The sequence below is a fragment of the Paracoccus onubensis genome, assembly GCF_003591515.1.
Lineage (GTDB): Bacteria > Pseudomonadota > Alphaproteobacteria > Rhodobacterales > Rhodobacteraceae > Paracoccus > Paracoccus onubensis.
This window is the reverse complement of the sequence record NZ_QZCG01000009.1, coordinates 50114-63363: the sequence shown is the minus strand read 5'-3', so window position 1 is coordinate 63363 and position 13250 is coordinate 50114. Positions and strand designations below refer to the sequence as shown.

The window sequence follows — 13250 nt, the reverse complement described above, 5'->3', positions numbered from 1 at the left end:
ATAAGTGGATAGGTCATGGCAACAGGACAAGCTTGGGTGAGGCGATGCGATTGCCAAGAATATCGGCAAAAGCTGCCGGGCCGTCACCAAGGGTGCGCGTTTCGGTCCAGTTGCAGGGGCCAAGGCGGCCATCAAAGATCGCCTGCGCACAATCGTGGAAATCCTGCTGCGTATAGGTATAGGTGCCGATGAAAGTGATTTCCTGCAGGGTCATGCGCCGGATGTTCAGCCCGTCACTGGCCTGACCCAGACCGATATGCAGGATACTCCCGCCGGGACGGACCAGATCCGAGGCATTTTGCCGTGTTGCGGCAATGCCCACCGCGTCGATGACCAGATCCGGGGCGATATCGGTGGGCGGTTGTTCCAGAACCTCAAAGCTGTCGGCCCCGGCAAGTTTTTCTCGACGTAGCGGATTCGGCTCAATGATAGTGATGCTGTGGCAGCCAAGGGCGCGGGCGCACAGGGCCGCGCCGAAACCAATGGCTCCGCCGCCAAGGATCAGAACCCGGTCCGCGCCGCCGTCGAGCGATTGCAAGCCTCGCCTGACCGCGTGCCAACCGCAGGCTAGCGGTTCTGTCAGACAGGCGACGGTTGCGGGCACATGGTCGGGCAGCGGCACAAGGTTGCGCTCGGGCGAACGGATCAGTTCCGCAAATCCGCCCTCGCGCCCCGGCATCGAGATGATATGGCGATCAGGGCAAAGATTGTCGCGCCCCGACAGGCAGGCGGGGCAGGCGCCGCATGTCGCCAGCGGGTTCACGGTCACACGCTGGCCTTTGCGGGGACCGCTGGCGATGGTACCGGCGACCTCGTGACCGAGGATCAGCGGCGGGGGGCGGCGTTCGTCATGGCCCAGAAAGGCATGCATGTCCGATCCGCAGATGCCGACCGCCTCGACTCGTACCAGAACTTCGCCCGTCTGTGGGACCGGGTCGGGCAGATCGGCCATCCTGAGCGTTTCGGCAGCGGTATAGACCAGGGCTTTCATTTCGCGGTGAATCCTCCGTCGACCATCAGGATCTGCCCGGTCACATAGGCCGAGGCCTCCGAGCATAGAAAAAGCAGCGGCCCATCCATGTCCTGTGACTCGCCATTGCGACCGATACAGGTCTGCCCGGCATTGCGCGCGGCAAGGGCATCGTCGGCAAAGACGGCAGCGGTCAGCTCGGTACGGAAGAAACCGGGGCCAAGGGCGTTGGCGGTGATGCCGGAACCGGACCACGCCTCGGCCATCGCGCGAGTCATCTGGGCGATGCCGCCCTTGGATGCGCCATAGGCGATACCCGCGGCGAAGGCGCGATAGGATTGCAGCGATGCGAAATTGACGATCCGGCCCCAGCCGCGTTCACGCATCGCCGGGACCAGAGCCTGCGCCAGAAAGAAGGGCGTTGAAAGGTTCAGCGTCAAGGTCAGATCCCAGTCCGGGCGGGTGACCTGATCGGCTGGCTGGCGCAGATTCACGCCCGCTGCGTTGATCAGGATGTCCGGCGCGCCAAAGGGTTGTGCAGCGGCGGCGGCAATATCGGCGATGTCGTCCGGATTGGCCAGATCGGCGGGCAACGGATGGACATGCCCCTTGGTCCCTGCCGCCAGCGTTTCCAGTGCGCCCGTCCGGCGGGCAATGGCCACGACCTGCGCGCCGTTCCGCGCCAGCGTCAGGGCAGCATGGCGGCCAAGACCGCTGCTGGCGCCGGTGACGCAGGCAATACGGCCTTTGACGGAAAACAGATCGGACGGCATCATTTGGCCACGTCCAGATCGAAAGAGGTGTCAGGGAAATATTTTTTCAGCCTGATATCGGCGGTGCGGGCATGGCCCTCCATCCCTTCGAGGCGGGAGATGCGGGCGGTGGCTTCGGCGATGGGACGCGCGCCTTCTCGGGTTGCACGCTGCCATGTCACCAATTTCATGTATTTATGGACTGACAGCCCACCCGTATAGCGCGCCGCGCCGGAGGTGGGCAGAACATGGTTCGGACCCGATGCCTTGTCGCCGAAAGCGACCGTCGTTTCCTCGCCCAGAAACAGCGAGCCATAGCATTGCAGCCGATTCAGCCACCAATCGGGATCGGCTGCCTGCACGGTCAGATGCTCGGGCGCGTAATCGTCGGATGCCGAGGCCATTTCCTCGCGGTCGGCGCAGAGGATCACCTCGGCGTAATCGCGCCAGGCGGCGTCGGCATTCATGCGGTTGACCTCGGGCAGATCGGCAATCAGCCGGGGGACAAGCGCCAGCACCTTGTCGGCCAGCGCCTGATCATCGGTCAGCAGCCAGACCGGCGAGTTATAGCCATGCTCGGCCTGTCCGACCAGATCGGCGGCGACCAGCATCGGGTCGGCGCCTGAATCAGCCAGAATCAGGCTATCGGTCGGACCTGCGAACATGTCGATTCCGACGCGCCCGAACAGGATGCGCTTGGCCTCCGCCACGAACTGGTTGCCGGGGCCGACAAGGATATCGGCGGGGGGGCTGCCGAACAGACCATATGCCATGGCCGCGATACCCTGAACGCCGCCAAGCGACAGAATGCGATCCGCTCCGCAAAGATCGGCGGTAAAGATGATTGCGGGGTTGATGCCAACACCCGGACGAGGCGGTGAGCAGGCGGTAATGTTCTGGCAACCTGCAACCTTGGCGGTGGTGACGGTCATGATCGCCGAGGCCACATGGCTGTAGCGACCACCCGGCACATAACAACCAACCGAGCGGCAAGGGATCGCGCGCTGGCCGGTCGTCAGCCCCGGTATCAGCTCGACCGAGAAATCCCGCAGCGAATCGCGCTGCGCCCTGGCGAAGCGTTGGACATTGTCATGGGCAAACCTGATATCGTCCTGCAGTCGCTGCGGAACCTGTGCGCTTGCGGCCTCGATTTCGTCCCGGGTCAGGACGATGTTGCCGTCGTATTTGTCCAGTTCCAACGCATATTTGCGGGCTGCCTTGTCACCACCCTGCTCGATTTCATCAAGAATTTTCTGGACGATCCGACGCGTTTCACCGGCATCGGTGGCCGCGGTCTTCGGGGCTTTTTTCAGGTAGCGTAGGGCCATGTCATCCTCCGGTCTTCTTATGATCGGCCGTGGGCTTTGGCGGGGTGAACAAGACCTCCCACGGAACGTTTTTCCCTGCGACCGTTCCGTGATGTAAGCGCTTTCATGCGATTGTTGCAACCCCCTCGTGATCGGTTCTGGTCAAATTCCGCGCAGGCTGCGAAACTGCCTGCCACGTTGCGGGATGGACGGGGGCGGGCTGTGAGCGACAGGGCGATGCATGCGACGGTGGACGATGTGGCGGCGCTTGCAGGGGTATCCACAGCGACCGTTTCGCGTTGTCTGAACGACCCCGACCGGGTTCTGCCCGCCACTCGAAAAAAGGTCATGGAGGCGATTCGCACACTGAATTATTCGCCCAATTTCGGCGCGCGGGCCTTGGCGTCGCGGCGGACCGGAATCATCGGTGCGGTGGTGCCGACGCTGGAAAATGCGGTTTTTGCGCATGGTATCGACGCATTCGAACATGCGCTGCCGGAAGGGAAGTTTGCATTGCTGGTCGCGTCCTATGGCTATGATCCGCAGCGCGAAAGGGAACAGATCGAGGCATTGGTCGCGCGCGGGGCGGACGGGCTGCTGCTGGTGGGTTTCGACCGCGATCCGGCGATTTACGAATGGCTGGCGATTCGCAAAGTTCCCTATGTGCTTGCCTGGGCCTGTGGTGATGCGCATCCCTATGCGGGGTTCGACAATGTCGCGGGTATTGTCGCGATGGTGCGTCTGGTTTTGGATCTTGGCCATCGCAATATCTCGATGCTCTCGGGGCTGACCGCAGGGAATGACCGGGCCCGGAACCGGTTGGAGGGCGCCCGTGCGCTGCTGGCAGAGAAAGGCCTGTCGTTTCGGGGCGTGGCCGAAGTTCCCTATGGGCTGGAAAACGGCGCGAAAGCCTTTGCCGAGTTGATGGCGGATCGGGCGGTTACGGCGGTCGTCTGCGGTAACGACGTTCTGGCGGCCGGGGCATTGCGGGCCGCCCATCGCATGGGACTGCGGGTTCCCGAAGATGTCACCATTACCGGATTTGACGATATCGACATTGCTTCGATCACTTTTCCCGAACTGACGACAGTGCGGGTGCCGCATAAGCGGATGGGGCAAGAGGCCGCCGCATTGCTGCAGCAACTGATCGATGGAAAATCGGGGCAGAGCATTCTTTTGCCGACGAAAATCGTCGCGCGGGGAACCCATGCGCCGCCTCCTTCGTGCAGGAACGCATGATCCGGCGGCATATTGCCGTATCTGGCACAATCACAATTGGGTCCCGCACATAATTTATTGATTTATATAATTAATTTTTTGAAATCCGCTCAATTGTAGATCAGCTTGCGCGTTGCGATGCCGCTCCGTTGAAAAAAGATTGACTGTCATTTCCATCTATGTAACCGCTTACATAGATGGGGAGGATCGGAATGTCACGGAAGACGGTGATCGGAAGCGCGACCATATTTGCGGTGCTTGCTCTTTGGTTTCTGCTGACTTCGGTGACGCAGGTGATCTCGCCGGGCAGGTTCCCGTCGCCATCGGATACATGGCTCGCTTTTGTCCAGATCACCGGCAAGGGCTATGCCAACGGCGTGCTGACCGAGCATATTCTGCGGTCGGTCATGCTGGTGACGCTGGGCTTTCTGGTGGCGGTCTGCACCGGGGTGCCGCTGGGGCTGCTGATGGGCTGGAGCCGCAGGGCCGAGGCGCTGATCAACCCGGTTTTTCTGATCATTCGCCCGATCCCGCCGCTGGCATGGATTCCGCTTGCCATTCTGTGGCTGGGACTGGGCGATATGGCAAAGATCATGGTGATCTGGTTCGCGGCCTTCGTGCCTTCTGTGATCAACGCCTATGCCGGGGTGCGCAGCCTTGATCGGACGTTAATCGAGGCTGCGCAGATGCTGGGCACACCTATGCTGACTTTCATGCGCGAGATCCTGTTGCCGGGAGCCAGCCCGATGATCTTTACCGGGCTGCGATTATCCTTGCAGGCGTCCTGGACCACGCTGGTCGCCGCCGAACTGGTCGGTGCGATGACGGGGCTGGGACGGGTCCTGAACGCGGCGCAGCAGGATCTTTATCCCGGAATGATCCTTGTCGGAATGATCGCTGTGACCTTGTGCGGGTGGTTGATGACGGTCGCTCTGGGGATAGCAGAGCGCTACGCACTTGCCTGGAACACCGCTGCAAAGGCTTTGGACTGACATGACGCGCATTCTCAAGACCGACAACGCTTTCCTGTTGGGGACCATTGGATTGTGCAGCTTCCTCGCGCTCTGGACGCTGCTGAGCCTGTCGGGGCTGGTGCCACGGCTGTTCCTGCCCTCGCCCGTTGAGGTCGCCGGGCGCTTTATCCATCTGTTGTCCCACCGTTTCGCGGATGGAACATTGCTTGATCATCTTTGGGCCAGCATGCTGCGCTTTGCGGGCGGTTTCGGCCTGGCGGTATTGATCGGTGTCCCGCTGGGCCTGCTGATGGGCTGGTTCCGGTTGCTGGACGACATCGTAACGCCGCTGTTCGATGCCGTCCGCTTCATCGCGCCGATCGCATGGGTGCCCTTTGCCGCGCTGTGGTTCGGCACCGGCATCGGCGGGCCGATCATGATCATCTTTGCCGGCGCGTTTCCGCCCTGTCTGATCAACGCCTATCGCGGCGCGAAATTCGTCGATCCCCGGCTGATCGAGGCCGCCCGCATGCTGGGCACGCCGGATCTGCGCATGATTTCCGAGGTGCTGCTTCCCTCGGCGGTGCCGTCGATCATTGCGGGGTTGCGTATCTCGGCCGGGCTAGGGTGGCAATCGCTGGTCGGGGCCGAACTGATCGTGGCCTCTACGGGCATCGGCTACATGATGGTGCAGGGGCAGGGCAATGTTTCGACCACGACCGTCATGTCGGGAATGATCGGCATCGGCATCATCGGGCTGGTCATCGATATTGTTCTGCGCGGTGCCGAAACCGCAATCCTGCGCCGCCGTGGCCTTGCAACATAATCTGAAAGGAATGGACGAATGGGAGCGATCCGCTTTGACAATGTCGGCCGTGTCTATGGCGGCAAGCAGGGCAGCGTCGAGGCGCTGAAAGGCGTCCATCTGGATATCGCCGACAAGGAATTCATGGCGGTGGTCGGCCCCTCGGGCTGCGGCAAGACCACCTGCCTGCGCTTTGTCGCGGGGTTCGATCAGCCGACATCCGGCACGGTCAGCGTCGATGACGTCAGGGTAACCAGCCCGGGCCCGGATCGTGCGGTGGTGTTTCAGCAATTCGCGCTGATGCCGTGGAAAACCGTCCGCGGCAATATCGAGCTGGGCTTGCGCAATAACGGCATTGCACGGGCCGAGCGTGACGACCGGATCGAGCGTATTCTGGCGCTGATGAACCTGACCAGCTATGCCGATGCCTTTCCGCATCAGCTGTCGGGTGGGATGCAGCAGCGGGTCTCGATCGCGCGGGCCTATGTGCTTGATCCCGATGTGTTGCTGATGGACGAACCTTTCGGCGCTCTGGATGCGCAGACCCGCGTCGTCATGCAAGAGGAATTGGTGCGCCTTGCGCGCCGCAACCCGCGCACGGTCATGTTTATTACCCATGCGGTGGAAGAGGCTGTGTATCTGGCGGATCGCGTGGCTGTCATGGCGCGTCAGCCGGGCCGGATAAAGGAGATCCTCGATATCCGCTCGGTCCGCGAGGCTGAACGCTGGGACGAGCATGAAAAGATCGAGGATGTGATGGATCTGGAAAGCTTCGTCCATCTCCGCACCCAGATCTGGCGCAGCCTGCGTCAGGAAAAGGCGATGGAAATCGCCTGAGGGACAAAACCAAACGAATGCCATTCCTGGGAGGAATAAATGAAAACCAGAATTTCGACGGGTCTTGCGCTGTGCGTCGCGGTGGCAGGGGGTGTGGTGACGGCAGGGACGGCGAATGCGGAAACGATCCGCATCAGCTATCAGCCCTCGCTGTACTGGGCGCTGCCATTCTATATCGCGACCGAAAATGACTGGTGGGCCGGGGTCGGGTTGGAACCCGAATTCGTCACCTTCCCTGCGGGCGCGCCGCAGATCGCAGCTGCACAGGCGCAGGATTGGGATGTCGGCGGCACCGGTTCGGTCCCGGCAATCCTTGGGGCGGCGCGGTACGGGCTGACCACCATCGGACTGACCAATGACGAATCACGGACCAATGCGATCATGGCCGCCAAGGACGAGATCGAGGCGATCAAAGCCGATCCTTCAATGATCGACAGCCTGCTGTTGACCACTAACTCGACCGCTGATTACACCGCACGCGCCTGCCTTGAAAAATGGGGCGTCGATCCGTCAGGCGTGGAGTTCGTCAATCTGGCGCAGGCGCAGATCATCTCGGCGGTGATCAGCGGCAATGGTCGTTTCGCCGGGGTCTGGGCACCGAATACCTATACGCTGCAGGAACGCGCTGGTTACGACTATCTGTGTTCGGGCGCGGATGCCGATGCGGTGGTGCCGGGCGCGCTGGTGGCGCGTTCAGACTATGCCGAGCAGAATCCCGAGACGGTTCAGAAATTTCTCGCCGTCTATCTGAAAAGCATCCGCTGGATCAAGGCGAACCCGGAAGAGGCGCAGGAGCTGCTGGTCGATTTCTATTCCGAAGGCGGTGTCGAGATTTCGGACGAGGGAGCCAGCGCCGAATTCGAACTGCGACCAACTTTCACGCTGGAAGAACAGGTCGCGATGATGGCGCGCGACGGAGGCGCGTCTCAGGTCGACGGCTGGATGACGCAGATCGCCGAATTCATGACCAGTGTCGGCACTATCCCACAAGCGCCCGAGGCTGAAACCTATATCGAGCCCGGCTATATGCAGGCTGTGGCAGATAATCAGGAACTGGCCGCTTTCGTCAATGCCGATTGACGTGCCGCGCTGAAGTTCTGACGATGGCCGATCTGCGGGCTGCCATCGTCAGATCAAGGAAATCCGACAGGCCCGCTGATCGGTTCAACCCCGGCAGCAGTCCCGCAGGCTGAAAGACGAACGGCCCAGCTTCGAGGCAATTGCCCGGTAGGCGGCATTGACGCTGCTGTGATCGGAACGATGTTCTTGGAAAAGCCGGACGCCCTGCGCGCGCGGAACTCGGCCGTATAACTCGGGTGTGTTTCGTCTCCGTCATGTGGCTTACCATTTGAGAGCTTTACTCTCCGGTAAACCCGGGGAGGTTCAAAAGGATGAGTTTTGATGCTTAATGTCGCAGCAATACGAACACAGCAATCATACGTATTGCACGATAGACCTGCTTTCGCCTGTGCTTCACAGAGAGCTGGAGGTCTGCTTCAATTCGCTATCATATTTAACGAAAGCACAGCGGCGATAGCAGGATATAGCCCAGGATTAGGGGATTCAGCTTTTTCCTTCAGCCGTTGAAGCTCGTTTCGAGATGCTTTTAGCATATTTGGTGGCAGTAGCCCATGCTTGCCGATTGAGTCAATAGCCGCTTCTATTTCAAAAATAAAACTTTCGGTAATAAATTTTTTCCGACTGGCGCGCACATTTCGAATTTTCTCATCAATCATCCCGCCCGAGAATACGCCCTCTTTTCCAATATCAGGCGCGAAAATTTTTCTTGTGTACAGATCAGATTCGGGAATGCGGATTCTTTGCCAATCAACTGGAATTTTACCATTAAAGCACTTGGAATCGTCATCAAACGGATGCCTGAGTATATCTTCACCACCGAGCTCAAAGAGCAACCGATGTATTGGCAGGTTATTACCTCGCCCGGATCCATTTGAAAGTAAAGAGTAAACTAACGGAGGGAAATTCATGACAGATTCAGATGCTTCTCTGCCAAAGTGAAAACGGTTTCTGAATGTCTGATAGTGCTTGTTTTCTACAGTGAGAATTTGTTTGCATTGACCGTCAAACGAAGAAAGAGATAAATCAATATCATTGATAATTTCCTTCCATATATCGCGCGGAATATATGGGTGTCGGGTAATATTACTCGTTGAGTTATCCCAAGAATAGAATTCTCGAGCTAATTCGCCGCATGCGCCCGTGAAGACGGGCAATGGTGGACCGTATTTTGGAAAAGCAGCAATTTGAGATTGGCCGCCGAGGTAGAGATTTTTCCAATCCTCAATGCTTGGATACTCAATGGCTTGCAAATCAGTAGTGCCACCAAACGGTAATTTTTCCAACATACACATTACGATATCGTGCTCATGGGAAAATTGGGGCTGCCTGCTTGTGAACAGTTGAACTGCGCTTAGCTTATCTATGTTCTTTAAAGAAAGGATTGATGCCAGGGTGCATCTTGAATCAAGCCCTGCGCTCATCCGCATTACTGGTTTCATCCCCGCGTCAAGGTATGAGTTCATAAGAGACGCGAAAAACTTTCCGGCAGCGTAGTTCGATTCATGTAAATCCGGTGACCAGCGCAGGTCGGGTTTCCTTGCGAATCCAATTTTTGATTCCGTAATAACTACATTATTCCAGTGAGGTACTAAGCTGATTTCCGAGATTGGTGTTCTGAAAGATGAAAGCTGTTGTCCAACACCTTTCTGGATCATGAAGGAATATGCAGATGGTAGGTAGGGTGTGAGAGGAAGATTGCAGGAGTTTGCAAACGCTGCCAAGTCAGAGATACTATCTGATAGAGCCCAATGGTCTCCATGAAGGTAAACGAATAATCGAAATAATCCGAAGTGATCTGTGGATATGGTGGTTCTATTTCCCTTCCTTTCAATTACAGCAAACCTACCGTATATCGGATTAAATTCTCTTATTGAGTGATTTTCAGAGAAATTCTCAAATCCCTCTGGGCCAAAAATCGAGTATAGCTCAGAATGCGCTTCCCCCAATACAGTGTTGCTAACCGAATGAATTTCACTGGCAGATGCGATAATCATTACATGGAGCCCTAATGAAAAAAATACCTCTGTGCATCACTTGCCGTTTCGATTTTTGAATCTATTTGAAATTATCCGTGGAGTCAATCAATCCGCTGTTCCATTCGATTGATATTCCTGATGTTGCCGCTCACTTTGCTCTTCAGGCGAATGAGCCAAATGCCTGTGCCGGCGATTGCTGCGATGATGGAGCAGAACGTTTGTGTTTCCTCGCGCGCATTGGACCTCCGATTCAGGTATAAGAAAAACCCACTCGAGGCGAGGTGGGGCGATGTTTTTTGATTTAGTCGGCGTTGGGTTGTGCTGGGGAGTAAGAATCCTTCGAAAACGAGGTGGCCAAGCCCCTTTCCATAGGTGCAATCGCGACCACGTCCCCCCGAGCGATTTTCAGGTTTCGGATTGACGAATTTGACCAAGACACTGAAACATACTATCTTCTAAGATCAAGAACAGCTAACACACATGATATATGCGGTTCACGCTCCTGACATGGCGCACAGAACGCAAGAATTATACCGTTTGTAGGTCAATAAAAGCTAATGGGTGATTCGAAAAAAGGGGGAGAGAACTTTGACTGTAACCGAATTTGATTTGCACATTGGCGCTCATAAAACGGCAACAACTTATATTCAGAATATTTTAAGGATGTCAAAATTCCGCCCGGGAACGCTATACATTCCCATGCAAGAATTCAGATCGGGACTTGGGAGAGAGATAGGTCGAAAAAAAATATCGAAACTACCGGATTATATATTTAAGAATAATCATGTTGTCATATCGGAAGAGAATTTATCCGGCGCGGCGCTGGGTGGACTGAACCTATATCCTAGAGCTCATAATAATTTGAAAATATTTAGAAACTTTTCGGGAAGAGTTCATGTGTGTATCAGGAGGTATTCTGAATTCTTTCCATCTTGCTGGATTGAGGGAAATTTGCGTAAAGTATCGACTAGCTCATTTGAAGTTAATTTCCCCCAACGCACATGGAATGACTACCTGGGTGAGATTGCAGCAGCCTTGCCAAATTTCAAGATAAGAGTTTGGGATTATGAAGATTTTAGAGGCAATGAAAGTTTCTACATAAAGATGATTGCTAATCAATCCATTGCTGAGATGGGTCAGATAAAGACGAATACTGCCAGGGCATCTTTGAGTCATGCTGCATTTGTGGCACTTAAGGCTTGTACTGAGTTCCTCGATCCAAAAGAAAGGGCAATTTTGACAAGGCGACTGGCGAAAAAATTCCCTGCGGGAGAGATATATCCAAAATTTTCTCCGTATAGTAAGGACGAAATATCTTTCATGGATGATCGCTACAGAGAAGACGTAATGGATATAGATTCGAGCTACGGTATTATTAGGCCTTCAACGAGGATTGCGTAAATACTTGACAATCCAGCAAGAAAATGCCCAGTGCATACGCCGATTTGGATGGGCCGGTTAGGGCCAACCGCTCGAAATTGGCAGACAGTGGCTTTGAGAAACTCGGGAGATTGTCCAAACTTTTCCGAAAAGTTGGGCAAGTAGAAGGATTAGTCCATGCGTATCAATGGCTTAACGAGAGAAAGTGGCAGCCCGTAGGGGTCTACTGTATTTCCGTGTTTTCAACGCGCTATCTTGTAAAATCATTTGTTCCCCTCGTTATATTTTTCAATGACTTGCGGGGTCGATTGTAAACTCAAGATTCGATTTGCCTACGCTCGGCATTCTTGCCATTACCGCCCCATGAAAGCGACTCACGACGACAAGACATTCACCCTGACCGGACGGTACTGGTCAGGAACATTTCCGATCGAAGAACTGCCTAAGCAGCTGGCCTTTTACCGCGGTCAGCGGGCCAAGTTCTCGAAGGCGAAGGGCGTCTATGACGCGACGATCGAGGCGTTGGAGAAGCTGGAGAAGGAGATCGGTCCGTGACAAAGCCCGCGCCGCTTGCTGCAGCGATCTACGGCCGAAAAGGCGCTTTTGTCGCGCATGATCCGTGTTAGACAGGAATTAACGAGGAGGTTTGTTTATGCTTAGTGTTGCAGGATACGTAGCGATTGTCGTTTTAGCTTGGGTGCTGGTCAGAAAGGGTAGTGGAGGCGGCAGCGTAGATGGCGGCGGCAGATCATCCCACGATGGTCATCACTGGGTAGGAGGCGACGCAGGAAATGACGGCGGTGGAGATAGTGGCGGCTGCGACTGACAGAGCGCAAAAAAAGCCCGCGCTGGTTACGGTGCGCGGGCTTAATCGTAATTGTGAGTGCCTAATACAGGGAAGATATCGGGTCCGCCTGCGTGATCCAATCCGTAAGATTACCTACGTAGCATTGAGCAAAAAATAGCCCGCGCTACATGAGGGTGAGCGCGGGCTTACTTTGAACTGCTATGCCTACATCAAAGAGAGTAGTTAACGCGGCCACAAATAGCCGGTCTGCGCTGGCGCTCCTATCCGTAAGATTACCTACGAAGATGCGGTGTCTTCCACCCACTCTTCCGCGTCGTGGCCATCCCCGGCCGCAACTTCGATGCGGACCGGCTGTTTCTTCACCCATGTCGCACGATGCCTGGCCTCATCAATGGCAGCTTCGCGGGTGCTGCGGATGACGTCGCCGCCAGTAATTTCCTCGCCTTCATATTTCGGACCTGACACCAGCCATTCTGCGGGTTCAGTGCCGCTGGCGCAGACCTCGATGATCAACTCTCTGTCTTTGTCTGCCATTACGACCTCCTAAACGGGGTTTTCAATCAGCTTCAGAGATCCATCTGGTAGCGGCCTCTGAAGCTCGGCGGCCGATATGCCGCCCATCCAACTGTCCCATTCTTCTTGTTCGGTCAGGATGACCGGCATTGCCTTTGGGTGAACCGCCTTGACCTCGGCATTCGGTTCGCAGGTCAGAAAAGCATAGAGATCATCTGTAGTCTCGCCTTCCTTTACCTTGCGAACGGATGTCCAGTCTCGGACCTCGATGCCGGCGAAGAACATTGGCTTGTCATCTGCATGGGAAAACCACTGATTGCCTTTCCCCTTGCCGCGCGGTTCCGCGAAACTGGTCAGCGGCACCAGGCAGCGATGCTCTTTGCCGAGCCAGCGCCGCCAATGGCCAGATGATAGGTTGCGGACATTGGTGACGCCCGGATCACGGGCAGTTTTCAGGGCGAATATCGGTGAAGGCATGCCCCATCGCGCTTTGACCAGCTCGAAGCCGTCGCCATCGTGCCGGATGATTGCCCCGAGCTGATCCGGATAGACCTCGCCGGGCTGAACATTGCCGGCGCGATCGTCAATCCGATCGAATACTTTCCGGGCCAGTTCCTGCGAGGTCGTATTGCTGTAGAGATTGCACATGCT

The 13250-nt window shown here is 56.2% G+C and carries 13 protein-coding genes; 7 read left to right on the top strand and 6 right to left on the bottom strand.

Going from position 1 to position 13250, the window contains the following annotated elements:
• Nucleotides 1-13: 13 nt before the first annotated feature.
• From D3P04_RS13670 to hisD, 3 genes are read right to left on the bottom strand one after another with little or no spacing between them, the layout of a single operon-like run.
• Nucleotides 14-991, bottom strand: a complete 978-nt coding sequence (locus D3P04_RS13670; RefSeq protein ID WP_119749811.1) for an alcohol dehydrogenase catalytic domain-containing protein — start codon at nt 989-991, stop codon at nt 14-16.
• On the bottom strand, nt 988-1746 hold the full coding sequence (locus tag D3P04_RS13665; RefSeq protein WP_119749809.1) for an SDR family NAD(P)-dependent oxidoreductase: 759 nt from the start codon (nt 1744-1746) through the stop codon (nt 988-990). The genes D3P04_RS13670 and D3P04_RS13665 overlap by 4 nt, the downstream gene beginning before the upstream one ends.
• Entirely contained in the window at nt 1743-3050 is a 1308-nt protein-coding gene (hisD, locus tag D3P04_RS13660) for a histidinol dehydrogenase (RefSeq protein ID WP_119749807.1), read from the bottom strand. Before hisD ends, D3P04_RS13665 begins: the two co-directional genes overlap by 4 nt.
• Nucleotides 3051-3251: 201 nt before the next feature.
• Between hisD and D3P04_RS13655 the strand changes: the two genes are divergently transcribed.
• The 5 genes from D3P04_RS13655 (at nt 3252) to D3P04_RS13635 (ending at nt 7922) form a co-directional block, all read left to right on the top strand.
• Entirely contained in the window at nt 3252-4268 is a 1017-nt protein-coding gene (locus tag D3P04_RS13655) for a LacI family DNA-binding transcriptional regulator (RefSeq protein ID WP_232845006.1), read from the top strand.
• A 191-nt stretch (nt 4269-4459) separates the two neighbouring features.
• Nucleotides 4460-5239: an ABC transporter permease gene (locus D3P04_RS13650; protein ID WP_220475337.1), complete on the top strand. Its 780-nt coding sequence runs from the start codon at nt 4460-4462 to the stop codon at nt 5237-5239.
• A gap of 1 nt (nt 5240) precedes the next feature.
• Entirely contained in the window at nt 5241-6026 is a 786-nt protein-coding gene (locus D3P04_RS13645) for an ABC transporter permease (RefSeq protein WP_119749801.1), read from the top strand.
• An 18-nt stretch (nt 6027-6044) separates the two neighbouring features.
• Entirely contained in the window at nt 6045-6842 is a 798-nt protein-coding gene (locus D3P04_RS13640; RefSeq protein WP_119749799.1) for an ABC transporter ATP-binding protein, read from the top strand.
• A 39-nt stretch (nt 6843-6881) separates the two neighbouring features.
• On the top strand, nt 6882-7922 hold the full coding sequence (locus tag D3P04_RS13635; protein ID WP_119749797.1) for an ABC transporter substrate-binding protein: 1041 nt from the start codon (nt 6882-6884) through the stop codon (nt 7920-7922).
• Between the two features lie 416 nt (nt 7923-8338).
• Here D3P04_RS13635 and D3P04_RS23155 read toward each other — a convergent pair whose 3' ends face one another.
• Nucleotides 8339-9916 (bottom strand): hypothetical protein, encoded by a 1578-nt coding sequence (locus D3P04_RS23155; RefSeq protein WP_147391945.1) that lies wholly within the window; start codon nt 9914-9916, stop codon nt 8339-8341.
• A gap of 570 nt (nt 9917-10486) precedes the next feature.
• Here D3P04_RS23155 and D3P04_RS23150 point away from each other — a divergent pair.
• Nucleotides 10487-11299 carry a hypothetical protein gene (locus tag D3P04_RS23150; RefSeq protein ID WP_147391944.1) on the top strand — a complete coding sequence of 271 codons (813 nt, stop codon included), beginning with the start codon at nt 10487-10489 and terminating at the stop codon, nt 11297-11299.
• Between the two features lie 342 nt (nt 11300-11641).
• The gene (locus D3P04_RS13625) at nt 11642-11833 is read left to right on the top strand and encodes a hypothetical protein (RefSeq protein WP_119749793.1); all 192 of its coding nucleotides are present in this window, start codon (nt 11642-11644) and stop codon (nt 11831-11833) included.
• Nucleotides 11834-12362: 529 nt separating this feature from the next.
• Here D3P04_RS13625 and D3P04_RS13620 read toward each other — a convergent pair.
• Both D3P04_RS13620 and D3P04_RS13615 read right to left on the bottom strand, forming a co-directional pair.
• A complete protein-coding gene (locus tag D3P04_RS13620) occupies nt 12363-12620 on the bottom strand; it encodes a hypothetical protein (RefSeq protein WP_119749791.1) in 258 nt (85 codons plus the stop codon).
• A 9-nt stretch (nt 12621-12629) separates the two neighbouring features.
• Entirely contained in the window at nt 12630-13247 is a 618-nt protein-coding gene (locus D3P04_RS13615; RefSeq protein WP_119749789.1) for an SOS response-associated peptidase, read from the bottom strand.
• Between the last annotated feature and the right edge of the window lie 3 nt (nt 13248-13250).